19 protein-coding genes and 2 pseudogenes are annotated in these 23323 nt (G+C 70.8%); 8 read left to right on the top strand and 13 right to left on the bottom strand.

Annotated elements, in window-relative coordinates; genetic code table 11:
• Positions 1–264, top strand: a pseudogene (locus ABZ374_RS27080) (short-chain dehydrogenase); the annotation flags it as partial.
• A 362-nt stretch (positions 265–626) separates the two neighbouring features.
• Here ABZ374_RS27080 and ABZ374_RS27075 read toward each other — a convergent pair.
• From ABZ374_RS27075 to ABZ374_RS27065, 3 genes are all read right to left on the bottom strand, one after another.
• Entirely contained in the window at positions 627–1781 is a 1155-nt protein-coding gene (locus tag ABZ374_RS27075; protein WP_360315450.1) for an epoxide hydrolase family protein, read from the bottom strand.
• 514 nt (positions 1782–2295) lie between these two features.
• Positions 2296–3405, bottom strand: a complete 1110-nt coding sequence (locus ABZ374_RS27070) for an acyl-CoA dehydrogenase family protein (RefSeq protein WP_360315448.1) — start codon at positions 3403–3405, stop codon at positions 2296–2298.
• A 449-nt stretch (positions 3406–3854) separates the two neighbouring features.
• Complete coding sequence (locus ABZ374_RS27065) at positions 3855–4661, bottom strand: sulfite exporter TauE/SafE family protein (RefSeq protein ID WP_360315446.1); 807 nt, start codon at positions 4659–4661, stop codon at positions 3855–3857.
• Positions 4662–4752: 91 nt separating this feature from the next.
• On the opposite strand from ABZ374_RS27065, the gene ABZ374_RS27060 reads away from it, so the two are divergent.
• Positions 4753–5535: a helix-turn-helix transcriptional regulator gene (locus ABZ374_RS27060; protein WP_360315444.1), complete on the top strand. Its 783-nt coding sequence runs from the start codon at positions 4753–4755 to the stop codon at positions 5533–5535.
• A 181-nt stretch (positions 5536–5716) separates the two neighbouring features.
• Here ABZ374_RS27060 and ABZ374_RS27055 read toward each other — a convergent pair whose 3' ends face one another.
• The 3 genes from ABZ374_RS27055 to ABZ374_RS27045 form a co-directional block, all read right to left on the bottom strand.
• Entirely contained in the window at positions 5717–5908 is a 192-nt protein-coding gene (locus ABZ374_RS27055; protein ID WP_360315442.1) for a 4-oxalocrotonate tautomerase, read from the bottom strand.
• Between the two features lie 420 nt (positions 5909–6328).
• Complete coding sequence (locus tag ABZ374_RS27050; protein ID WP_360315440.1) at positions 6329–9409, bottom strand: hypothetical protein; 3081 nt, start codon at positions 9407–9409, stop codon at positions 6329–6331.
• A 180-nt stretch (positions 9410–9589) separates the two neighbouring features.
• On the bottom strand, positions 9590–10189 hold the full coding sequence (locus tag ABZ374_RS27045) for a TetR/AcrR family transcriptional regulator (RefSeq protein ID WP_360315438.1): 600 nt from the start codon (positions 10187–10189) through the stop codon (positions 9590–9592).
• 127 nt (positions 10190–10316) lie between these two features.
• On the opposite strand from ABZ374_RS27045, the gene ABZ374_RS27040 reads away from it, so the two are divergent.
• Both ABZ374_RS27040 and ABZ374_RS27035 read left to right on the top strand, forming a co-directional pair.
• Positions 10317–11021, top strand: coding sequence for a siderophore-interacting protein (locus ABZ374_RS27040; RefSeq protein ID WP_360315436.1), 705 nt, complete (start codon positions 10317–10319; stop codon positions 11019–11021).
• A complete protein-coding gene (locus ABZ374_RS27035; RefSeq protein WP_360315434.1) occupies positions 11018–12289 on the top strand; it encodes an MFS transporter in 1272 nt (423 codons plus the stop codon). The genes ABZ374_RS27040 and ABZ374_RS27035 overlap by 4 nt, the downstream gene beginning before the upstream one ends.
• A 327-nt stretch (positions 12290–12616) precedes the next feature.
• On the opposite strand, the gene ABZ374_RS27030 is transcribed toward ABZ374_RS27035, so the two are convergent.
• Genes ABZ374_RS27030 through paaI form a run of 4 tightly spaced genes read right to left on the bottom strand, consistent with a single transcriptional unit; the run spans position 12617 to position 15218 of the window.
• Entirely contained in the window at positions 12617–12757 is a 141-nt protein-coding gene (locus tag ABZ374_RS27030; RefSeq protein ID WP_360315432.1) for a hypothetical protein, read from the bottom strand.
• Between the two features lie 55 nt (positions 12758–12812).
• The gene (locus ABZ374_RS27025; RefSeq protein ID WP_360315430.1) at positions 12813–13445 is read right to left on the bottom strand and encodes a TetR/AcrR family transcriptional regulator; all 633 of its coding nucleotides are present in this window, start codon (positions 13443–13445) and stop codon (positions 12813–12815) included.
• A gap of 25 nt (positions 13446–13470) precedes the next feature.
• Complete coding sequence (gene paaK / locus ABZ374_RS27020) at positions 13471–14808, bottom strand: phenylacetate--CoA ligase PaaK (protein ID WP_360315428.1); 1338 nt, start codon at positions 14806–14808, stop codon at positions 13471–13473.
• Entirely contained in the window at positions 14805–15218 is a 414-nt protein-coding gene (paaI, locus tag ABZ374_RS27015; protein WP_360315426.1) for a hydroxyphenylacetyl-CoA thioesterase PaaI, read from the bottom strand. The genes paaK and paaI overlap by 4 nt, the downstream gene beginning before the upstream one ends.
• A gap of 99 nt (positions 15219–15317) precedes the next feature.
• Between paaI and ABZ374_RS27010 the strand changes: the two genes are divergently transcribed.
• Positions 15318–15557: a helix-hairpin-helix domain-containing protein gene (locus ABZ374_RS27010; protein WP_360315424.1), complete on the top strand. Its 240-nt coding sequence runs from the start codon at positions 15318–15320 to the stop codon at positions 15555–15557.
• Between the two features lie 274 nt (positions 15558–15831).
• Here ABZ374_RS27010 and ABZ374_RS27005 read toward each other — a convergent pair whose 3' ends face one another.
• The gene (locus ABZ374_RS27005; protein WP_360315422.1) at positions 15832–16536 is read right to left on the bottom strand and encodes a TetR/AcrR family transcriptional regulator; all 705 of its coding nucleotides are present in this window, start codon (positions 16534–16536) and stop codon (positions 15832–15834) included.
• Positions 16537–16632: 96 nt separating this feature from the next.
• On the opposite strand from ABZ374_RS27005, the gene ABZ374_RS27000 reads away from it, so the two are divergent.
• Together ABZ374_RS27000 and ABZ374_RS26995 are read left to right on the top strand one after the other, a co-directional pair.
• Positions 16633–18378: a CocE/NonD family hydrolase gene (locus tag ABZ374_RS27000; protein ID WP_360315420.1), complete on the top strand. Its 1746-nt coding sequence runs from the start codon at positions 16633–16635 to the stop codon at positions 18376–18378.
• Complete coding sequence (locus ABZ374_RS26995; protein ID WP_360315418.1) at positions 18375–19736, top strand: MFS transporter; 1362 nt, start codon at positions 18375–18377, stop codon at positions 19734–19736. The genes ABZ374_RS27000 and ABZ374_RS26995 overlap by 4 nt, the downstream gene beginning before the upstream one ends.
• Before the next feature lie 121 nt (positions 19737–19857).
• On the opposite strand, the pseudogene ABZ374_RS26990 reads toward ABZ374_RS26995, so the two are convergent.
• Positions 19858–19977: pseudogene (locus ABZ374_RS26990) on the bottom strand (IS110 family transposase); the annotation flags it as partial.
• A 586-nt stretch (positions 19978–20563) separates the two neighbouring features.
• Complete coding sequence (locus ABZ374_RS26985) at positions 20564–22174, bottom strand: hypothetical protein (protein WP_360315416.1); 1611 nt, start codon at positions 22172–22174, stop codon at positions 20564–20566.
• A gap of 340 nt (positions 22175–22514) precedes the next feature.
• Between ABZ374_RS26985 and ABZ374_RS26980 the strand changes: the two genes are divergently transcribed.
• Positions 22515–23018, top strand: a complete 504-nt coding sequence (locus ABZ374_RS26980) for a hypothetical protein (protein ID WP_360315414.1) — start codon at positions 22515–22517, stop codon at positions 23016–23018.
• Positions 23019–23323: the final 305 nt, after the last annotated feature.

Below are 23323 nucleotides of genomic sequence, written 5' to 3'. Positions count from 1 at the left end.
CTGTTCCCCCACGAGGACATGACCGCCGACATCAAGGGCAACCTCGCCCGCACCCACGACAAGGACCCCTGCCAACCCGCGATGCGAGTCGGCCGGGTACGCGAACTCGGCTGGGCGGCCACCTTCCTGACGTCGCCCTACGCCCGCTTCGTCTCCGGCCACACCCTCGTCGTCGACGGCGCCAACTGGCAACGCCGTACCCTCCTCAACCCCACAGTCGTCACCGTGCGCGAGCAAATGGGGAAACGACCGTTCGAGCCGTAGGCCGGCCCCACCACACCGGGATCGCCGCTGATCACCAGGACCTGCCGCGAGGCGTCGAGTTCCATCCGAAGCCCGAGGCCGGAAACCCTCCTGACTCCGATCCCTGCCAAGGCGTCCCCGTCCGACAGTGACGTGGAGCCGACGAACCCGTCGCCTTCGGCCACCGCGTCTGCCGGAGCGGCCGGTTCCTCCGCTGAAGCGGTGAGATCCACTTCGCCGAACACGGGATCGGAAACCAGTCGCACCGGTGGCACTCCTTCAAGGTCGGACCTCCATGGTGCCGTGGGAGGTCGTCGGCTCTGCGCTCACACCCCCACCAGCCGACCAGGCGAGAGCGGAAACGTCGGAGCCACTCGTCCGGGCTAGTCTCGTTCCCGCAGCGGTCGGAAGAAGTCCCGTAGGTCGCGGGCCAGTTGCTCGGGCTCCTCGTGGGCCATGAAGTGCCCGCCGCGCTCTGGGGTGTGCCACTGCCGCAGGTCGGTGAAGATCCGCTCGGCGAGGCCGCGCGGCATTCCGCGGAACGCCGGCTCGTTGCTCAGCGTCACGGCGCCGGGCACGGTGATCGGCGGCACCGACCGGTTGTGCGGCCAGTCGTAGTACTCGCGAAACGACGTGCCGATCGACCCGGTGGTCCAGTACAGCGTCGCCACCGTCAGCAGCGTGTCGCGGTCCCAGCGCGTCGTCACGTCGCCGCCACAGTCGCTCCAGTCGCGGTACTTGTCCACGATCCACGCCAGCAGCCCCGCCGGGGAGTCGACCAGCGCGGCCGCGACGGTGTCCGGGCGGGTGGACATGATCCCGCTGTAGCCGCCGTCGGCGGCGTCGTACACGGCCAGCGCGTCGAGGAACGCCTGCTCCTCGGGCGTCGGCGGCGCCGCACCGAAGTCGGTCGGGACCACCGACGAGGTGACCAGCACGCCGGCCACCTCGTTCGGGAACAGCGCGCCCAGCCACTGCGTGATCCCGCTGCCGATGTCGCCGCCCTCCGCGCCGAAGCGGCCGTAGCCGAGCACGTCGGCCATGAGCGTGTGCCATGTCTCGGCGACGGCGCGGCGCGTGAACGGGCCGCTCGGCGGCTCGGAGAAGGCGAACCCGGGCAGCGACGGGATCACCACGTCGAACGCGTCCGCCGGGTCCGCGCCGTGCGCGCCCGGGTCGGTCAGCAGTTCGGCGATCCGCAACATCTCCACGAAGCTGCTCGGCCATCCGTGGCTGAGCACCAGCGGCAGCGGCGCCGGCCCTCCGACCGGGCCCTTGCCGCGCATGTGTACGAAATGCACCTTGCGGCCGCCGACTTCGGCGCGGAAGTGCGGGTACGCGTTCAGTCGGGCCTCGGCCGCCCGCCAGTCGAAGCCGTCCGCCCAGTACGCCACGAGCTTGCGCAGGTCGCCGGGATCGACCCCGGCCGCCCAGTACGCCGCGTCCGTCGCGGTGGTGAACCGGGTGCGTACGAGCCGCTCGCGCAGGTCGTCGAGCACGTGGTCGGGGACCGAGATGTGGTATCGCTCTGTGCTCATGTGTCCTTCGGTGGTTCATCCGCCGGCAGGGCGCGTGTCCCGGGACGACCGGGGCGCGGCCGGCGCGAACTTTGCATCGATAGCTGCAAACGCCGACCGCCCTTCGCTGATTCCGGACAGTCGCAAGCAACGCCCCGACGGATCCGGGGCCGACCGTTTCCCCGGCTGTCGGGCGCCATGCACAGTCGCCACAGGGTCTTCGCCGGTGGTCAACCTGCTGTACCCCTACCGGATCGTCTCGGATATCCGGCGAACCAGCGCCCCCGGAGCCCCCCCGCCCGTCGCCCTGGTCAAGTGTGGTGGGACTGTCTCCCTCGCCCGGCACACCGGCCGCACGAGCCGCAGGCGGAGGGACTTCCCCGACCCGCAGCTCTCGACCGACACGCGCGCGCTCCGGCCGGAAACACCTGTCGAGTCGGCGATATGGGCCATGGGTCGGGGACGCGCCGCAGCCGCGCGCTGCGAAAGATCGTCGCGGCCGGTTCGCCGGGATGCCTGCGTGATGGGGTCGATCTCAGGGCTGTTCGCCGCCGGTCAGGCGTGTGCCGATCAGATCCCGACAGACCTCGACCGAGAAGGCCATCAGTGCGCCGGCCTGGGCATCGCGGAAGTGCCGCTGGATCGGCGAGGATCGCAGGAACCCCGAGCCGCCGCCGACCCGGAGCCCGAACTCCGCGATCGACTTGGCCACTTGGTTGGCGTACAGCTTCGCCTCCACGGCGGCATCCAGGGTGCCCGGCGCGCCCCGGTCGGCGAGCCACATGGCGCGTTCCGCGAGAGTGCGGGCGGCCAGGAGCTTGACATGGGCGTCGGCGGCGTCGAAGTGCACCCACTGCATGTCGCCCAGCGGCCTGCCGGTGGTCGGTACGACGCGTTTGCGGGCATGGTCGACCAACGCGTCGAGCGCGGCCTCGGCCACGCCGATCGACAGCCACGGCAGGCCGAGCGCGATGATGTTCGGCGCCGTCGGGTCGACGATGCGACATCGGTTCTCGTGACGCAGGAGCGTGTTGCGGAAGTTCACCAACTGGCTGCGGGTGCCGCGCAGGCCCATCGAGTCCCAGATCGACACCATCTCGACGCTGTCGTCCCGGCCGACCCCGAAGAACGCGGGCCCGTCCTCGACCAGTGCGTTGACCAGGAAATGATCCGCGATCTCACACCCGGACACGAACCGCTTGGCGCCGTCCAGTTCGAATCCGCCGTCCACCGGACTGGCTCGCTGGAGCGGCATCAGGAACAGGTTCCCGCCGGTCGGCTCCGACAACGCGTTCGCGAACCGTTTGCCCGCCGCCAACTCGTCCGCATAGACGGGCGGTCCGAAGCCGACCAGCGCCTGCGCCGCGCCCAGATGCATCGTCCACACGCACGCCGTCGACGGGCACGCCTTGCCGACGATGCGCAGGATCTCCCCGAGCGCCTGGTAGGACAGCCCGGCACCGCCCCGGTCCCGAGGCATCGCGGCCAGGTCCAACCCCGCCTCGTGCAAGGCCGTCAGATTGGCGAGCGGGAGAGTGGCCTCGTGATCATGCCGGTCCGCCGCCGCCGCGAACCGTGGGGCCAGGTCCTGCGCCGCGTCGACGAACCGCTGTTCACCTCGGGAAACCGCAAACGGAGAAGTCACCGACCCAGCCTAGAAGCCGCGCCCGGAAGTCGCTTGCACGTTGGCCGAGTTCGGCCGAGTTCGACGGAGTCCGGTCGGGCGACGCGAGCCGGCGACCGGAGGATCAAGGGAGTGCGGCCGGCCCCGGCCGCGATCCCCGGCAACGGGCGGGCATGCCTTCGCCTCCCACGCTCGGGACGGTCAGGGGCAGCGCTCCGGCAAGCGCATTCGTCCTCCGGGAGACAGGGCGCCCGCCGTGCCGCCCGTGGTGCGCGACGGGCGGCGGCGCAGCGGGGGAGCCGACGGTCCGTCCCGGTGACGCCCTGGGGCGGCCGTACCGGGGTGAATCGGTGTACGCGATGGTTCCTTCGATCGACACCCACGGTGCGGCCCTACCAGGGTGAACCGGTGTACAGAATGGCTCCTTGGATTGCCTGGCCGGCGGGCCAGGCCCGGAACCTGGTGCCGGATCACATCCCGGTCAGGACCATCATGAACAGGACGAGTACGAGCAGGGCGATGTAGGCAACGGAGTGAACGCGATCCGGGACGCGGCGGCCGATGCGCTTCACCACGGCGATGGTGGGCAGCGAACCGCCGAGCAGGGCCGCGGCGGAGATCAGATCGACGTAACCCACCCGGCCCGCATGCGCCGACGAGCCGGCCGCGAGTGCGTACACGATGCTCCCGACCACGGCGACGGGAAGGCTCAGCGGGTTCGCCATCGCGGCCGCTTCGGCCATCGGGAGACCCCTGCGCCGCAGGAGCGGGACCGTCATGACGCTTCCGCCCACTCCCAGGCACGCGGCGACCGCGCCGATGCCGGCTCCGCCGAAGGTGGTGGTGAGCCGGCCGAGGGGCGCCGGCCGTACGGCGTGTGTGGGTACCACGAACCCCTTCCGCAGCAGACTGTCGACGATCGTCACGACCAGATAGGCGGCGAAGAGCACGTGCAGCAGCGGGCCGTCGACCCACGTGGTCGCGACGGAACCGACGACGGCGCCGATCGCGACGAAGGCCGGCAGCGGCCACAGGTACTCCCGACGGAGCCGCCCGAGGCGCAGTTGCACCAGGGTCGCAGTCAGCGAATTCACCAGCATGACCGCCGTCGACGTCGCCACCGCGACGTGCATCGCATCGGTACCGGAATCCGCGGTGACCGTCTGGAAGGCGTAGACGACCGGGACGGTGATGAACCCGCCGCCGAAACCGAAGAGCACCGTCGTGACGCCCGTCAGGCAGCCGAACAGAAGGAGAACAAGGAGAGGAGTGAGCACTGCAGGAACGCTACGGACGCCCCTGGCCGGCGGGCAATCGATCGATCGCCATGTTCTTACGCGTAGCGGACAGCAAGGGTAGCGTCGCCACATGCGCAACATCCCCGTCGCGGAAGTGGACGGCCTCGATCGTGCCGTGCTGGCCATCGGCACCGACTATCCCCCCGATCACCTGCTCCCGTTCCACGAGCATCGCCGGACCCAGTTCCTCTACGCCGTCACCGGCGTCATGCAGGTGGAGACCGTCGACGGCACCTGGACCGTGCCCGCGCACCGCGCCGTACTGATCCCGCCCATGACCGCGCACCAGGTCACCATGACGCGAGTCGGCACGCGCAGCCTCTACATCGAGCCGAGTGCCGTCCCGTGGTTTCCCTCGCGCTGTCGAGTCGTCGACGTCTCCGCGTTGCTGCGGGAACTCATCCTCGATGCCGTCGAGATGGAACCCCGCTACCCCGAGCATGGGCGCGATGCCATCCTCATCGATCTGCTCCTGCACGAGATCAGGAACCTCACACCGCTTCCGCTCGATCTTCCGCTTCCCGCCGATCGGGAGCTGCGTCGACTGTGCGACGCGTTTCTCCGAAGTCCCGATATTCATGACCCGCCCGCCCGCTGGGCAGCAGCCCTCAACGTGAGCGAACGCACGCTCAGCCGCCTGTTTCGCAGTGGCACGGGTCTGAGCTTCACCCAATGGCGACAGCGTGCGTGTGTGCTGCACTCGCTGCGCCACCTGGCCGCGGGGGCGCCGGTCGCCCGGGTCGCGACCGCACTGGGCTACGAGAATCCCGCCGCCTTCACCACGGCGTTCGGAAACCTTCTCGGCCGCCCACCGACCGCCTACGGACCCGCCGCCATCCTCCGGCAGCGGTGAGCGGCGGGGGACGGTCGGCGAATCGACTCGGCGGTGGGCCCGTGTGTTCGCCGTGCAGTCGTCGGCTACGGAGCCGGCCGAGGTGGGCCCGCAGGTGGCTCGGGCGGGGCGCGGCAGTGCGGGGCCCGGCAGGGTGGGGCCGGGCGGCACCACGGCGCCGAGCCCGCACGGAGGGTGCAGGTCAGGCTTTGCCGTTGAGCATGGTGGCGGTCAGGACGGTGCCGGCGACGCCCCAGCCCCCGTCGACGACTTCGTCGATCAGCCCGACGGAGGTGCGGGCCCGCTCGCCGTAGAGTAGGCGATCACCACGCGGACGCCTGCGGTTTCGAGGGCGTCGGTCACCCGGGACCGGGCAGTGGCGTGAGCCGGGCATTCGGGGACCTTCAGACAAGTGGGGACCTCACGGCAGAAGATCACGGCGCACGACTTCGGGGCAATCGGGCCCAGGAGCCGCGAGCGGGCGAGGATCTCGACGTCTTGGCGCGGCCCGATGGTCCGCTCGCCGGCGGCGACCTCCCGGGGCCGGTCGACCGTGTCCGACCCCTGACGCGCGAACTCGGTTTCGGAGGGCCCGGGTCGTCGAGAGCGTCGCCGGCATCCTGCCTGCCGGGTTTGCCGAGCAGGTCGGCGCAGTAGGCCCCGGACGCCTCGGGTGTCGGCCCGCCGGCTCCGGCGCGGTGGAGTGCCGTGGTGAGGTGGGTGTGCCGGGCCCGGTCCAGGGTTTCGGCCGCTTCACCGGGTGTCTCGCCGCAGCGCGAGTTCCCTGTGCCGTGGACTCCCACGAGGGACCGTGTCACGAAATGTCCCAAGCAGTGGGCGGGTTCAGGCGTAGGCGGTTCGACCACGCCGGGGACCGGCGCACGAAGAGCGCGACGTCCGCAGCGAAACTGACGAACAACGGTTCGCCGACTTCTCTGCCGAACACGCCCGGTGGTGCGGGCAGCAGGAATCCATCGATGCGTTGTTCGGCGGCCAGATCCCATGCCTGCACGTCGCCGTCCGCGGAGCCGGTGACGGCCACGGGCCGCCCGTTCCAGGTGGTGCACGCCACCACAAGCACCGACCCGGTGTGTCCGGTGAGGGGTTCGCCGGATCGCCCGAGTGGCGCGTCGGGTCCCGGGCGGCCCAGGTCCCATACCCGCACGGTGCGATCGTCGGATCCGGTGACCGCGACGGGCCGCCCCTCCACGAAGGTGCATGCCACCGCATTCACCGTCCCGGTGTGCCCGGAGAGGGGATCGCCGAGTTGCCGTCCGTCGCGCAGGTTCCATACCCGCACGGTGTGGTCGTCGGATCCGGTGACGGCGGCGAGCAACTCGTCACCATCCAGAACAGTGCACGCCACCGCATTCACCGTCCCGGTGTGTCCGGTGAGGTGACCGAGGAGTACTCCCGTGGTCAGGTCCCATACCCGCACGGTGTGGTCGTCGGCTCCCGTGACGGCGACAAGCCGCCCGTTCCGGACCGTGTACGCGATCGCATTCACCGCCCCGGCGCGTTCGGTGCGGGCGTCCCTGCGCTCGTACTCGAAGGGATCGGCCGTCCGCACGACGGCCGTCCAGGTGCCCGCTTCGGTCTTGTCCGCGAAGGCCAACGCGAGAGCCGCCGCCCGGAACCGTGTCGCGTCCAAGGCAAGGACGCGACGGCGGGTGGCGGGGTCGGCGTGGTGATGGTCGTGGATGGAGGTGCGGTAGACGGCACGGGCCAGCAGCGCCCCGGAGGTTTTGGCATCGAGGAATGCGGGGGCCAGTACGGCCGGGTCGCCGTGGACCAAGTACTCGGTGTCGACCAGGAGTTCGTCGAGGCGGCCGGCGGCTTCGGCGTAGGCGAGAGCGTGGCGCACGAGGTAGGGGGGTGCGCTGTCCCAAGTGCGGATGCGGCCGTCGAACGTGGTGTGCGTGGCGAGGAGATGGTCCAGGACGTCGCCGGGGGTGGGCGTCGCGGAATCGAGCGCGGGCTGTCGGGTGAGATGGTCGACGAGTGCCTGGTGGAAGAGGCGGTACAGCAGGGTTCCCTCCCGGTCGGGGATCGCACGCAGGTAGAACAGTGCGTCCGGCAGAAACGTTCGCGCGCGTTCGGGATCGACGTCGGCGAACAGGCCCGCCAACGGCAGCGCCACCTCCAGCGGCATGCCCTCGCCCCGGGCCGGCGCCAATGCCGACAGCACCGCGCGGATGCCGGGACCATCCGGACGGCAGGCCATGTCCAAGTCGAACACCGCCGGCAGCGTCGTGGGCACGGAACGGCCCAACTGTCCCGCCTCGTCGAGGTCGGCCGGCACCGGGACCCGGGCCAGGTGGAGGGTGAAGATCTCGGCCACCAGGAACGCCCCCCATTCCGCGCTCCGATCCGAGTGCGGAGACAGGCGATCGGCGATCGCCTGGGCGAGACGATGTCGGATCGCACGCATGCGAGGCGGAGCGTAACCGGCCAGGTCGGCGAGGCGAGCATTGAGGTGGTCCGCCAAGTCCTGGCGGATCTCCGCACGATCGACGGTGTCCAGGTCCAGCAGCCCACCCGCCGCGGACGCCCGGTCGAGCAAAGCCGCGAAGGCCGGCCACGACCGGGTGCCCACCAACAGGCGCACTCCCGCCCTGCCGTCCGGGCGGCGCACGTCCGCCAACCGGATCAGCTCCGCGCACAACACCCCGGGGTCGGACGCCTCGTCCAAGGCGTCCACCACGACCACCGGGACCTCGCCCCGCTCGCGCAGCAGGCCCGTGCACACCGTCGTGCCCATCGACACGCCGGACGCGCGCACCATGCCGAGTTGACGAGCCATCGACGCGAACACCTCGGAAGAGGTGCGACCCCGGGCATGCACGGCGGCCAATCTGTCGTTGACCGAGGGACACCCCGACGCGTCCCGGGCGTCCAGGCGTTCGCGCACGTGCGGCGCGACCTCCACCAACTCCGGGTGCGCGGCGCATGCCAACGCCCCCAACAGAGCCGACTTCCCCACCCCGGGACTGCCGGTCACCACCCGCAGGCCACCCGCCTCGACGTCGTCCAACCAGGGTGCGAGCAGGCGCAGTTGCGAGCGCCGACCGGTGAACCGGGTACCGGCCCGGTCGGTGAAGTGCCGGGCGTCCGAAGGGTCGAGGAACACCCGCAGCATGGGATCCACACCGGCCGCGCGGGCGGCTGCGGGATCGTAAGCGGGGTTGGGGAAGAACGGCAGGTCCGGCTCGTCCTCGGCCAGGACCATCGCGGTGCTCTGCACGCTCTGCACCGTCCCGGGCATCCCCTCCACCTGCCGGCGGATTCTGCGGGCCACCGTCGAGAACGGCACGTGCGACCGTGCGGGGTCCGTGTCCAACCCGGTGCGAGCGATCTCATCGAACACCTCGGCAAGGGCGACGCTGAACCGCCCGTCGTACGCGCTCTCGCGCCCGCTCGACGCGGCGATCACCCACGCGTTTGCCGGCGAGTCCGACCGGTGCACCAAGTGCGGTAATGCCGCCGCGCGACCGGCCCGGCACAAGTCGAACAGGAACAACGTCGGAACACCCAGTTCCTGCGCGTCGTCCACCCATTGTGCGGCGTTCGTGCCATGCCCCACCCGGGCGTCCGCGGGAACCACATCCACACGATCGGGGTTCGAACCGCTCGCCTGCCCGTGGGACGCCACGTAGACGACCCGCGCGGTCCCGATTGCGCCGGCCACCGCAACGCGCAAAGCGGCCGAACCGATGTCCATGTGTACATCGGTCGTATACCCGAGTCGGTTCAGCGCGGCCACGACCGGCGGCACCACCTCGTCCACGAACGGCAATTCCGACCACACCGACGCGCCGACCGGAACCTCGCCCCCCGACCCGTCCGCCGCGAAACGCCCGATCCCCACCACCAACGCACGCCCGACGACATCCACCCACGCCCCCGACTCCCGTACGGAGCAATCAGCGTGCCAGACATCGCACATCGACCGGGCCACACCGCCGAACGCGAGCGAGACCGCAGGCACAGGCGTCCCGGACGTCTCGTGAGACATGTCGGCCCGACCGGGACAGCCGCGTGGTCGAAGCAATCGGGTCGGGCCGCGTCGGGCGGCTCAGCGTGGTGGGGGGCCCGCTGTCCAGGCGCCGAGGAGGAGCCCGGTGTGGTCGGCGAGTTGGGCCGGTGTCAGGGGGTGCCCGGTCTCCAGGATGACGGCGACGACAGGGCCGGCGAGTTGGGCGGCGGCCAGCGGCGGAGTGGGCATGGCGGCGGCGTGCGGACGTACGCGAGCGAGCACGGCCGAGGTGGCGGTGCCGACGAGGTCGGCGGCGCGGACGAGATCGCGTACCGCGCTGTCGTGCTGCGCCTCGCCCAGCAACGCCCGGTAGGCGAGGCCGGCCGGCGAGGTGGTGAGGAAGGTGGTCAGTGCTTCGAGGAAGGCGAGGAGGTCGTCGGCGGGACGGGCCTGCGGCTCGACGGCCAATTCGTGGGCGGCGTCGGACGTGCTCGCCTCCAGCAGGATCTCGGCCTTGGTGGACCACCACCGGTACACGGTCTGGCGCCCGACTCCGGCGCGTTCGGCGATGCCCTTCATGGTCATCGCCGCGTACCCCTGTTCGACGAGCATGTCGTCGACCGCGTGCAGAACGGCGATCCGCGCCGATTCGCTGCGGGGGCGTCCGGGTGTGGCCTGTCCGTGGGCTGTGCGTGACATGCGACCAGCTTATCAAGACACGATGCCTCGAAATGATGCTAGCCTCATATCGAGGCACGTTGCCTCGAAATTGGAGCGGGCCGCCACAGGCATGTCCCGCACTCCCCGGACACCATAGGGAAACCCCATGAAGACAACCCACCGCTGTACGGTGCTGGCCCGGCGCCACCTCACCCCCCGCACGGTCAGACTCACCTTGGGCGGCCCGAGCCTCATCGGCCTGACTCCCCTGCCGGCCCAGGACATCGAGGTGCTGCTCGCCGACGCCCGCGGGAGCCGGGTCAAGCGGCACTACACGATTCGGCAGGCCCGCCCGCAGGTCGGCGAGTGGGACATCGACGCGGTCCTGCACGCCGGCGGCGGGCCGGGCAGCACCTGGGCGGCGAGCGCCGAACCGGGTTCGCCCGTGGAGTTCGTCGGCCCCAAGGGAAAGTTGCAACTCCGGCCGGCCGACGGCCATCTGTTCGTCGGCGACGAAGCCTCCCTGCCGGCGATCGCGGCCCTGACCGAGGCACTGCCGGCCGGTCAGGAGGCCGCCGTCGTCGTCGAGACCGAGTCTGCCGCCGACCGGGTACCGATCGTGGCGGGCCGGGTGCGCTGGCTCGAGCGCGACGGCGTCCCGGCCGGCGACCCGCAGGCGCTTCTCGCCGCGGTCGCGGAGGAGTTCCGGGCGGGCCGCTTCGAACAGGTCTACCTCCTCACCGAGGCCCACGCGGCGCGGTCGCTCCGCGAACTCGTGCACGGCCTGGGTGTCCGGCCCGACCACGTCTTCGCCAAGGGCTACTGGACCGCCGACCGCCGCCCCGCCGTCACCTCGCGGAACCCGACGTGACCCCAACGGCGCCCGAATTGCGGGGCGCACCGACGAAGCGACAGGTCACCGCCGCCTTCCGAGGACTCCTGGTCGTCCGGCTGCTCGGCGCCCTGGCCAACGGCGTGATGCTGCCCTTCATCATCCTGTGGGCGCATCGTGTCGGCGGGCTGAGCGGAGCGGCGGCCGGCGCGCTGTTCCTCGTCCAGGCCGCCGGCGAGTTCGCCGGCGGTCTGGCGGGTGGGGCCCTGGCCGACCGCATCGGCCACCGCCGCATGCTGCTGCTGTCCACCACCGGGATGGCCCTCGGCTACGGCAGCCTCTTCCTGGTGCACCACCCGATACCCGCCCTCGGTCTGTTCCTGGCCGCGGGGCTCTTCGAGTCGGCGTTCCACCCCACGATCGCAGCGCTCATCGGCGACCTGCACGCCGACGAGGACCTCGCCCACGCGTTCGGCCTGACCCGGGTGGTGGCCAGTGTCGGCGGCGTGATCGGCCCGATCCTGGGAGCCGTCGCCGTCACCTTCTCGCTGTCGGGCGTATTCGCCGCCACAGGCGCCCTGCTCGTCGGCGCCGCCCTGACGGTGCTCGTCGCCGTTCCCCCCGACCGCGTCATCGGCCCGGAGACGGCCGAGAAGGACAGCGGGGAAAACGCCGCGGAGGTCTACGGCGCGGTCACCCGGATCCTGCGCGACCGCAGACTGGCACTGCTCATCCTCGGCGGCAGCCTGCTCAGCATCACCTTCACCTGGTGGGAAGCCGACGGCCTGGTACTCCTGAACGGACTCCACCCCCTGGGTACCACCGCCTACGCGGCCCTGTTCGCCATCGACGCCCTCGCCATCATCGTGTTCCAACTCCCCGTCACCCGCTGGACCCGCCGACACGACACCGGTCGCCTGCTCTTCCTCGGCGCCGCGCTCCAAGGCGCGGGCCTCGCGGGATTCGCCGCCGCCGGACTCGGCTACCCCGCCCTCGTCGTGGCCGTCCTCGTCACCTCCCTCGGCATGATGATCACCGGCCCCGTCACCTCGGCCTTCATCACTCGCCACGCCCCACCGGGACGCAGCGCCACCTACCAGGCCGCCCTGTCCACCACACAGGACATCGGCACCGCGATCGGTCCCACCTCCGGACTCGCCCTCGGCCGCATCGCCACACCCGCCCTGGTATGGATCTCGGCGCTCCCCCTGGGCCTCATCGCCGGCATCGCCACCGCACGGGCCGCCCGCCCGCCGTCACGACCGGACCCCGGTGCCGCGACGGTCGGCAGCGCACATCCGTTGTGAAAGGGACCATCAAGGACCCGGTGTACACCCTGGGCAAAGGGAGTCATCCGATGCCCGACATCGCGATCACGACATCCGGGTCGACTGCGGTGGAGGCCGTTTCGGGGAACGTCCGGGCCGGCTGACGGGCCGGGCGTCGACCGTATGTCGACGGCTGCGGTGGCCGAACTCGCGGGGAAGGGAGCCGAGTTGGCCGGGGCCGGGCGATCTGTGCCGGCTCGGTTCCTCGGCGTGGTCCGGGAGTTGCCTGCACCGATCCGCTGTGCGGGTCGCCCGGTCCGCGACGTCTCTCGGATTCCCGCCGGACCCGGCCACGTTCGACCGGGCTCAATCGTCCGAGTCGGGGTCCCACCCGCAGTCCACGAGCAGTTCCCGGACCCGCCGCACCGCCGGGTCGGTCGACTCCAAGTCGCCGGCAATACCGTATGCGTCGTGGTGGGCCTCCAGGAAGATGGTGAACGCGAACATCACATCCCCGGGCTCCGCACCGACATTCCCTCGTCGGTGGGATGCGGGTGCCGGGTCAGCCTTCGTCGGCGACCTTCGCGGGGGCGCGCAGGCCGTCGAAGAGGATGGTGGCCAGCGCGTCGGATACCGTCCCCACCGGGAGGGCACCGCTCGGGCGGTACCACTCGATGAGCGAATTGACCGTGCCGAACAGCAGCTTGCTGATCAGGCCCGGATCGATGTCGTCCCGCACCCCGCCCTCGGCGGCGGCCTCGGCCACCAGGTCGGCCACCCGGTGGTCGAAATCGCGTCGCCGAGCCAAGGCCCGTTGCTCCACCTCGCTGTTGCCGCGCACCCGGAGCAACAACGTCACGTAGGGCAGTTGTTCGGCGAGGACCTCGACGCTGCGCCGGACGGTTCGTTCCAGTCGCGTCGTGGCGCCGGTCGACTTCTCGCGCTCCTCGTCCAGCACGGCGAACAGGGCGTCCAAGGCCCGGTCGACGGCGAGTTCGAGGAGTTCCTCCTTGCCGGCGACGTGGTGGTAGATGGCGGATTTGGTGATGCCCAGACGCCGGGCCAACTCCTCCATGCCGGTGCCGTCGTAGCCGCGTTCGTTGAACGCCGTCACCGCGATCGCCAGGAGGGATTCGCGGTCGTAGCCTGGCCGGCCCCGGCGTCCGCCGGTGCCCGAGGGGAGAGTGGTGCTCATACAGGCATTGTGGCAAACACGCCGGTCACGGCTCGCGCAGGTCACGGACGCGGCGCAACTTGCCCATCGAGCGCTCCAGGGTGTCCACGTCCACCACGTCCACCTCCACGCTCACGCCGATGCCGTCCTTGACCGCCTTGGCGATGGCCGCCGCGGCCGGTGCCCGGGTCGCCGGATCGCTGCCCACCCGGGTCTCGGCGCGTATCAGCATGTGGTCCATGCGGCCTCGGCGGGCGAGTTCCACCTGGAAGTGCGGGGACACGTCGGGCGTGCGCAGCACGATCTCCTCGATCTGGCTGGGAAAGACGTTGACCCCGCGCAGGATGATCATGTCGTCGCAGCGCGCGGTGATCTTGTCGATCCGGCGAAACGCCGGGCGGGCGGTGCCGGGCAGCAGCCGGGTCAGATCGCGGGTGCGGTAGCGGACGACCGGCATGGCCTCCTTGGTGAGGGAGGTGAAGACCAACTCGCCATGTTCGCCCGCGCCGGCCGGCGCGTCGGTGAGCGGGTCGACGATCTCGGGATAGAAGTGGTCCTCCCACACGTGCAGACCGTCCTTGGTCTCCACGCACTCCTGCGCGACGCCGGGTCCGATCACCTCGGACAGCCCGTAGATGTCGACGGCGTGGATGCCCGCCCGCTCCTCGATCTCGCGGCGCATCTCCTCGGTCCACGGCTCCGCGCCGAAGATGCCGATCCGCAGGGACGAGCCGCGCGGGTCGACGCCCTGCCGCTCGAACTCGTCGAGCAGGGCCAGCATGTAGCTGGGGGTGACCATGATGATCTCGGGCTCGAAGTCCCGGATGAGCTGCACCTGACGCGCCGTCATGCCGCCGGAGGCGGGGATCACCGTACACCCGGCGCGCTCGGCGCCGTAGTGGGCGCCGAGTCCGCCGGTGAAGAGCCCGTACCCGAACGCGTTGTGCACCCGGTGTCCGGGCCGGCCGCCCGCGGCCCGGATCGAGCGGGCGACCACGTCGGCCCAGGTGTCCAGGTCGCCGTCGGTGTAGCCGACCACGATCGGCTTGCCGGTGGTGCCGCTCGACGCGTGGATCCGGCGGACGTCCGCGCGCGGGACGGCGAACATCCCGAAGGGGTAGGTGTCGCGTAGATCCGCCTTGGTGGTGAAGGGGAACAGCGCCAGGTCGTCGAGGGTGCGACAGTCCGCCGGTCGGACCCCGGCGGCGTCGAACTTGCGCCGGTACAGCTCGACGTTGTCGTACGCGTGCCGGAGGGTGGCCTGCAACCGTCCGAGTTGGAGGTCGCGCAGCTCGCTGCGGTCCATCCGCTCGCCTGCGTCGAGGAGTTCCCGCGGCGGGGCGTCGCCCAGTCGTGGCGGGGACGCGGTGGTGCGCTCGCTCATGCGGACTTCTCCATGCCTCGGATGCCGCGACTGCGACCGCGAAACTCCGCGACCACCTGTTCGTCGCGAGTGACGGTCACGTCGTAGATGCCGCTTCGGCCGAACCGGCCGACCTCGTGCGCCTTGGCCACCAGCGTGTCGCCCTCGTACGCGGGGGCGACGAAATCGACCGTGGCGCCGGCTCCCACGGTGGTCGGACCGTGGCTGTTGCAGGCGCACGCGAAGGCGGTGTCGGCCAGCAGGAAGATGTAACCGCCGTGGGCGAGGCCGTGGCCGTTCACCATCGAGGCGGTCACCACCATGCTCAGGTGGGCGGCGCCCTCGCCGGCCTCGTGCAGTTCGATCCCCAGGCCCTGGGACGCCCCGTCCGCGGCGAACATCCGCTGCGCGGGATCCTGGACAGATGTCATGTGTGCTTCGCCGTCCCTATAACTGACCGAACATTCGGTTACGTTAGTGGCGGCTCCAGTAATCCAGGACTTGCAACCTTGTGTCAAGGGGTGCGGCGCATGTCCGAACGGAACGCACGGGCAGATCGGGAACGCATCGGACTCGTCACGTACGGGCGGCTCGTGGACCGGGATCCGGTCGAGGTGCACGAGCGCATGTCGGCCGCCTACGGCGAACGGCGCGGCCCATGCCTGCTCGACACGATCGGGTCCGCCGCGGGCCGGGCCGAAGGACGGGCCGGCCGGCCGCGGTGGCACTACAGCCCTGAGCGCAAGCGGCTGTTGATCGAGTGGAAGTAATCACTCGATCAACGCGGTTCCCCGGTTCGACAGCGGCCTCGATCCCGACACGGTCGCGACGACCATCCGCACCGTCGCGATCAACGCGCCGCTCATCCCGCCGGACCCGAACCGACCCGACGGGCCACCGGCCGTACTCGTTCGTCGCCGCCCTGACCCCGGACCGAACCTCGTGGACCGCCGTCCTGGACGCGGTCGACCCGGAGCACACGCTTCGCCTGTTACGAGAGCACCCCGAACCGGCGCGACATCCAAGCCCGGAGCCACACACGACTCACGGGACGGAACGCTCTGTCAGAAGCCGTGTGACGATGTCGTCGAGGATGGCAAGCACGTCGCGCAGGGGGTACGTGTCGTCGGCGAGCGCATGGTGGAGTTCGATGCCGTCGACGGCCGCGTAGACGAACTCGCCGATGGTGCGCAGGCGTTCGGGATCCAGCAGCGGGCGTTCGTCGGACGCGGCGTCGGCGTTGATGGTGTCGGCGAACGCGCGGACCGTCCAGGCGTTCAGTTTGGCGAGCCGGGCGCGCAATGCGTCGTCCCGCAGGCCGAGTGCGGCGATGGCGAAGTACGCGCGGGTCGCGTCGCCGTCCTGGCACATGCGTCCGACGCCCTCGAGGTACACCTGCCAGCGCTCTTGCCCGGGTGGCAGCTCGCGGGCCTTGTCGGCGAAGTCGACCGCCTGGTCCTGGTAGAGGCGGTCCATCAGGGCTTCGATGAGCCCGTGCCGGGTGCCGAAGTGGTACGAGACGGTGGTCACGTCGACGTGGGCTTCGCGAGCGACGGCGACCAGGGTCAGCCCGGCCGTCCCGGCGCGGAGCAGGACGCGGTGTGCCGCATCGAGGATCGCGGCGGTCGTCCGTGGAGAGTCCGCAGGGCGACGGTCCAGCGGGGTGCCTTCCCCGGGGTTGCGGCGGACGACTTCGCGCGGCCGACCGCGTCCGCGGCGAGGCTGGGGTGCGCCGGGTGATGTGTCCATGCCACTCCGTTGAGATGCCGGCGAATTCTTCCCATGGTCGCGCGTTCTGCGGCGACTAGCGTCACCCGCCTGTCACGTCGCGAAGGGGAGACATCGATGAAGCATCTCATTGCGGACGCAAAGTGGGGAATGACCCGGGCGTGTCTGGTCGGCGCGAAGCATCTCGCCCTGCCGTTCAAGGAACTGCCCTCGGCATCGCCGGAACGTTTCCCCAAGGTGCGGACGGTGCGGGGCGCGATGGTGTCGATGCGCGACGGCGTGCGCCTGCTGACGGACGTCCACCTGCCGGCCGACCGCACCGCGCGCCCGTCCGGACCGCACCCGGCGATGCTGATCCGGATGCCGTACGGGATCCGCGAGGCGTACGCGTACATGCCCGCCGTCGGCCGTTTCTGGGCCCGGCGCGGCTACGCGGCGGTGGTGCAGGACGTCCGCGGCCGGTTCGGTTCGGAGGGCGAGTGGCGTCCGCTGGTGCACGAGGTGGACGACGGCTACGACACGATCGACTGGGTGGCCGACCAACCCTGGTGTGACGGCCGGGTGGCGATGACCGGCGAGTCCTACTACGCGTTCACCCAGTGGGCCGCCGCGGCGTCCGGCCATCCCGCGCTGGCCTGCATCTCGCCGGGCGACATGGGCCTGGACATGCACACGCTGCTGTTCGAAGGCGGCGCGCTGTGCCTCGGCAGCACCGCGATGTGGGCGTGCGACCAGGCAGGGCGCGGGTTCCTCAACTGGCATCGCCTCGATACCCGGCAACTGCCGGTACGGGACATGGCGGACGCGGCCGGACTGCCCGGCGGGCTCTACCGCGAGTTCGCCGACCGCCCCCAACGCACGGGTCCCGACGACCACTTCTGGAACGCGCACGACTTCCGGCACCTGCTCGACCGCGTCGAGGTGCCGACGATGGTGTGGAGCGGCTGGTACGACAACCTGCTGCCCGGCACGCTCCAGTGCTGGACGGAGCTCGAGGAGCGCCGCCCGGACCTGGCGCACCTGAGGCGCCTGGTGATCGGCCCGACCGACCACGAGACAAGCTGCGACTTCGACGGCAGGGTGGGCCGCATTCCGATCCCGGCCGGTCCCCGCTCCTGGGACCGGGTGCTGGCGTTCACCGACGAGGTCCTCGCCCGGACCGGCGGGTCGACGACGGTACCCGTCAAGCTCGACGGACCCCGGGTACGGGCGTACGTCACCGGAGCCGACCGCTGGCACACCGCCGACGCATGGCCGCCCCGCGACACCGCCGAACTCCGCCTCTACCTGCGGGGAAACCGCGAACTCACCACCGACGAACCCGAGTTCAGCGAGCACGCCGCACGGTTCGGTTACCATCCGGCCGACCCGGCGGCGCCGTGGGAAGGCAAGGACCTGTGGGGGATGACCAAGGCGCTGAGGGACCGCCGCGATCTCCACACGCGCCCCGACGTGTTGGTCTACCGCAGCGAACCGCTGACGGACGACATGGTCGTCGTCGGCCCGATCACGGCCACGATCCACGCCTCCACGACCGCCGATGACGCGGACGTCACCGTCGCGTTGGTCGACATCGCCCCGGACGGTTCCGCCCAACTCGTCCAGGAGGGCATCCGGCGCCTGACGCACCGCGATCCCGCCAATGCGCCGACGCCGGTGGAACCGGGTCGCGTGTATGCCGCGTATGTCGGCCTGGCGGCCACCGGTCATCGCTTCCGCGCGGGTCATCGGATCGGCGCCGAGATATCCGGCAGCGCCTTCGACCGCTGGGACCGCAACACCCGTGCGGGCACGACGACGATTCATCACGACGCGGCCGCCGCGTCCCACCTGGACCTGCGGGTTGCCGGAGGCACGTCATGACGCGCCCCGCATCCGCCGCGGCCCTGCCGAGACGCGTGCGGTGGGGGTACGGAGGCGGCGAGTGGGCCAACGCCGTTATGTGGACGGCGTTTTCCACCCTGTTCCTCTACTACATGACCGACGTCGTCGGCGCGTCCGCCGCGCTCGGCGGAACGGTGGTGGCGCTGGGCACGGTGTGGAACGCGGTCCTCCAGCCGTACATCGGCCGGCGCTCGGACCGCCTGCGCTCGCGCCACGGACGCAGACTCCCCTTCCTGACGGCCGCGGCGATTCCGTACGCGGTGACGTCCTGGCTGCTGTTCACCGACTTCGGCCTGACGGGCATCGCCCGTGCGGCCTACTACACCGCGGTCGCACTGGCCTGGTTCACCAGCCTGACCGTCTTCTACGTGCCCTACGGAGCACTCGGCGCCGAGCTGAGCACCGACCCGACCGAGCGCACCGCCCTGTCGAGCGTACGCACCGCCTTCTCACAACTCGGCGCACTCGTCGGCGCAGTCACCCCCCTCGCGCTCCACGGGGTACTCGGCGACGCCCTGGGTGGCAGCGACAGGGCCGGCTGGTCGGCCGCCGCCGCGGTATGCGCCCTGTTGGCCACCGGCGGACTGCTGGTGACCCGGGCGACGGCGCGCGGCCGCGAACCGGCGGCGGAACCCGCGACCGTCCGACCACGAGAGGGCCTGGCGATGGTCCGCGAGTCCCGTATCGTGCGACTGGCGCTGGGCATGCTCGCGTTCGGTTGGGCGCCCTTGAGTGTCACCGGTGCGGTCGCGGTGTATTACGGCGTCCATGTCATGGGCTACAGCGAGGACACCGCGTCCCTGGTGATGCTGACCTGGTTCGCGGCCGGACTCGCGTGGCTGCCGCTGGTGCGCCGAATGACCGACCGGATCGGCAAGCCCCGCACATACCTGCTGTTCACCGGCTGCTGGGCCGTGGTGCAGTGCCTGTTCGTTTTCCCGGGCCGGGGCGACGACGTCCTGTTCTGGACGCTCATCCTGCTCAGCTCGGCCGGCAGTATGGCAGTCGCCGTCACCGGCTGGGCCATCCTCCCCGACATCGCCGACACCGAATCGGCCCGCACCGGAGAACGCCGCGAAGGCACCCTCTACGGCCTGGCGGCCTTCGCCCAAACCGCACTCGCCGCGGTCGTCGTCTGGCTCGCCGCCCTCGCCCTGTCCTTCGCCGGGTACGACGGCGGCGACCACCCGGATGCCCGGGCACGCCACGCGATCACCGTGCTGATGTCGCTGGGAACCGCCGTGTGGATGCTCCCGGGCATGTGGTGCGGCCGGCAGATCCACCACATGGTCCGCGCGCCCCAACCACGGGTACAGCAGGGCACGGCACGTCGGTAGGCACCGCGTGGACCGGCATCACAACGGCAACACCGACCGACGCGCACACGGCACGGACCGGACCCACCGGATCGGCGGCAGCACGACGGGCCCTCACCTGTCCGGGGCCACGGTGCCCACAGCGGATGCTCACCAACGCCGAGGTGTGGACGAGGCGTTGCAGCATGCGGTGGTAGCGGGTCGGCCGACGCAGGTTGCCGCCGACCTTGCCCGAGTCGTGGGGCGCGGGAGCGGAGCCTGCCCGGGTCGCCCTCGTCGTCGGTCCGGGATCTGCCACCACCCGCGAAGGGGCACCTCGGAGCCGTCGTGTCGTGCGATGAACCGGTCGGATTCCGGGGCAACCACGACCGGCCGGCGGTGTGTTTCGGCTGCTCGGGAACAGGGGCGCTCGCGCGTCCGGGTACCGACGAGCCGTTGATCCCGCCGATGCGCCGGCCGCCCTAGTCCGCGCCCCGGTTCCGGACCCGGGGTGCCGGGCGCCGGGAAGGCGGCGTAATACCGCGCCGGTAAAGCCCGCCCGCCGAATTCCTCGCCCCGAAGAATGTCGACGCATTCCCCGCCGTCCCCGAGCGGTCGCGATACCGGGCGGTCGCGAAAGGGGCGCGACGGCCCCACGCCGTGGCTCCGGGCGGCCGATCACGATCCCGCGCCGCGCACGAAATCGCCCGGTGGCGGGGGCGCCGGCCGGAGCGGCCGAGTCGTCCCACACCACCGGGCGGGTAATGCGGCACCGCCTCGAAGCGTCGACACCCGCACATCCCGACGCGTCGACTCGGTGTCGACCATCTCAAGCCCGGTTGACGCGAGCCTGGTTGACTCCCGTTCGGCTAACTCAGGCTCAGCGTGAGCGTCCCCGAGTAGGTCCCCGGGCGTACGAACGCCGGGGTCGTCAACGTCAGGGCGGCGTCCGCCGAAACGCTGCCGCCCGTGGCTCGACCCTCGACCGGCGTCTGCGTGCACAACTGGGCCTGGGTCGTCCCGAGCGGCCCCGCAGTGCCGGGGGTGACCGTTCCGGGCGCGCCGTCGGCCGCCGCGCACGCGGGGGTCCAGGTCACGCTCCCGGCCGGGAGCCTGTCGGTGCCGTTCTCGGCCGTCATCTCCGACATCGTGCCGGTGAGCGACCACCCGAGGTCGGTCCCTCGGGCATCGACCACGGTGACCCGGTTGAGCGCCGCGTTCAGGCGCAGCGGTTTGCCGTCGATCGTCGCGCTGCCGAAGTCGATCCGGCCGCCGGCCTGGGACATCGTCAGGCCGCCGGGCTTGATTTGCCCACTGACCGACTGGGTCAGCCCAGCCGGGCCCTCGCCCACCGTGTACGGCGTCCGCATGCCGATCGCGGGGTTGCCGAACTCGTACGCCGCGACCGCGGCGGTGGCCGCGGCGGTCACCGTGAACGTCGCGGTGAACGAGCCGTTCGCGTCCGCGGTGGTGGTTATGGCGTCCTCGGTCGGCGCCCCGGGCCCGTCCTGGGGTTGGACGGTGATCTGGGCGTTCGGCGAGAACGCGGTGCCGGTGACGGTCACCCGGGTGCCGACCGGACCGGTGTTCGGGCTCAGCACCAGCCCCCGCCCGCCGACCGGTACGGACACGACGGTCAACGGCGCCTCCAGGGCCACCGATCCCGACGTGACCTTCAGGAGCGCCGTCGTACTGGGAACCGCGCCGGCGACGTGCACCCACCCCGACAGCACACCGTCGACGACCTTGACGTCGCTCGCGGCGATGGTCGAGTAGCCGTTGTCGCAGAATCCGCCGAACTCGGGGAAGCACATGGTCAACCCCACCGGACCGGCCGGCCAGTGTGCGCCGGACAGTGTGACCCGGGAGTTCGAGTCGACGGTGCTCGGCGTCGCGGTCAGCGTGGGCGCCTGACTGCCCTGCTCGACCGTGTACGACGCGAGCACGCCGTTACCGGAGATCGGCACGCACGTCGCCGTCGCGAGCAGGTTTCCGCCGACGATGGTCTGCACCACGATCGACTTCAGGGTGAGGTCCACCGTGGACCCGGCCGGCGCGCCGACGATCGTCGTGGGCACGGTGAACGGGGGCGGCACGATGGGCGTGTTCACCTCGATCGGCGTCTCGAACGAGGGTGGCGCCACCGAGAGATCCCCGGTCGTACCGCCGGACATGGCGAACGTGTAGACGGACTTGATCGTCGCGAGCGGAATCGGGATCGGGCTGGTCGCCGGACTCCCACCCGCCACGACGTGCATCGAGGTGGCACCGTCGCCATGCGTCGGGTCCAGGGTCACCTCGAACCGCTGCTGCCCCTCGGGGGCACCGACCGGCGTGGTACACCGCATGACCGGGGTCACGGTGCCCGCGCCCGCCGACGGCGCGAGGGCGACCAGGCCGCCGCCGAGGGCCAGGGCGCTCGCCGCCACCGAGGCGGCCCAGCGATGGCGGGTCAATCGTCGGGATAACCGTTTTGACACGTTGCTCCTTCGTGTGGACGGCCGGTGCGGACGGCCTGTTCGGAGCCCGTCGGAAACGAAAGGCGTAGCGAACTATTCGCACATTTGGATCATCGGTAGTCAAGAGCGAGACGCGATCCGATTCAGTCGACACGTGTCACCATGATCGAGAAATACCCGGGAAACCGAATATTCTTTGCCGAGGTGACTGGTGGTGAATTGCGATCATGAATTGTCCATCGCGGATTTCGCCGTCGGGGTATTGCGTTCCGATCCTGCTTGACGAAATCCGAGACTTCGGATTCACTCCAAATGCGCCGACAGGAACTTTCCGCAGTATCTGTCGAAAGGGGCACCTTCCATGTCACGATCCAAAGCCCTCGCGGCCTGCGCCGCCGTCTTCGCCGGTGCCATGGCCGCGACCGTCGCCCTCAGCGGCACGGCCACGGCCGGCGGTCCGTCCACCGCGAAGTACGACTGTCTGACCTCGATCGGGGTCAGCTACACCGGCAAGACCGCGACGTTCACCACCAACGCGTCGCACCAGCTCTCGGCCACCATCGCGCTCGCGCCGCTGATCACCATCAACAACGGCGATCTCACGATCACCGCCAACCTCGGGGGTCCGAGCGGCACGGTCACCTTCAGCGGTACCGCCGGCACGTCCGGTCCCTTCGGTCCGGTCAACCTGGGTCCGCTGAACAAGACGGCGGGCGCGATATCCGCCGGTCAGGCCATGACCGTGATCCAGTCGGCCAGTCCGCCCAGCGCCACGAACTGGTCGGTCAAGCTGCACCACAATCCCAACAACGTCGACATCTGGTGTGTCGGCAAGAGCGCGTTCAGCCCGGCTTTGACCTACTGATCCACCAGCCCCGCCCTCGGCGCGGCGGGGGATCGACAGCAGGGGGTTCGACGCCGCTTCGATCGTCACGTTGGGCCGGTTGAGCCCGGGTGCCGTCGAACCCCCGTGCGTACGAGCGCGCGACGTCCCGACTCCCGCCCGTCGGCGGCGCTCACGATCACCCGCCGTCGACTCTCACCCGTACACCGTTGTCGACGGTACGGTCACGGCTGCCGTACACCGGGCCGCTCGGTCCCCGGGCGGAGGCTGCCGTCAAACCCGCCCGCCCCGGCGGGATCCGCGAACAGACCACCCGCGAACGCCGG

This window comes from Embleya sp. NPDC005971 (genome assembly GCF_040629175.1).
Lineage (GTDB): Bacteria > Actinomycetota > Actinomycetes > Streptomycetales > Streptomycetaceae > Embleya.
Note: the sequence above shows the minus strand (reverse complement) of the source record. Positions and strands in the feature narration are given on the sequence as shown.

Coding starts and splice junctions, on each gene's coding strand:
- ABZ374_RS26995 (WP_360315418.1), top strand. CDS start 18,375: ATGACGCGCCCCGCATCCGCCGCGGCCCTGCCGAGACGCGTGCGGTGG.
- ABZ374_RS27075 (WP_360315450.1), bottom strand. CDS start 1,781: ATGAGCACAGAGCGATACCACATCTCGGTCCCCGACCACGTGCTCGAC.
- ABZ374_RS26980 (WP_360315414.1), top strand. CDS start 22,515: ATGTCACGATCCAAAGCCCTCGCGGCCTGCGCCGCCGTCTTCGCCGGT.
- ABZ374_RS27000 (WP_360315420.1), top strand. CDS start 16,633: ATGAAGCATCTCATTGCGGACGCAAAGTGGGGAATGACCCGGGCGTGT.
- ABZ374_RS27040 (WP_360315436.1), top strand. CDS start 10,317: ATGAAGACAACCCACCGCTGTACGGTGCTGGCCCGGCGCCACCTCACC.
- ABZ374_RS27045 (WP_360315438.1), bottom strand. CDS start 10,189: ATGTCACGCACAGCCCACGGACAGGCCACACCCGGACGCCCCCGCAGC.
- ABZ374_RS27055 (WP_360315442.1), bottom strand. CDS start 5,908: ATGCCCGGCTCACGCCACTGCCCGGTCCCGGGTGACCGACGCCCTCGA.
- ABZ374_RS27030 (WP_360315432.1), bottom strand. CDS start 12,757: ATGTTCGCGTTCACCATCTTCCTGGAGGCCCACCACGACGCATACGGT.
- ABZ374_RS27060 (WP_360315444.1), top strand. CDS start 4,753: ATGCGCAACATCCCCGTCGCGGAAGTGGACGGCCTCGATCGTGCCGTG.
- ABZ374_RS27005 (WP_360315422.1), bottom strand. CDS start 16,536: ATGGACACATCACCCGGCGCACCCCAGCCTCGCCGCGGACGCGGTCGG.
- ABZ374_RS27025 (WP_360315430.1), bottom strand. CDS start 13,445: ATGAGCACCACTCTCCCCTCGGGCACCGGCGGACGCCGGGGCCGGCCA.
- ABZ374_RS27010 (WP_360315424.1), top strand. CDS start 15,318: ATGTCCGAACGGAACGCACGGGCAGATCGGGAACGCATCGGACTCGTC.
- paaK (WP_360315428.1), bottom strand. CDS start 14,808: ATGAGCGAGCGCACCACCGCGTCCCCGCCACGACTGGGCGACGCCCCG.
- paaI (WP_360315426.1), bottom strand. CDS start 15,218: ATGACATCTGTCCAGGATCCCGCGCAGCGGATGTTCGCCGCGGACGGG.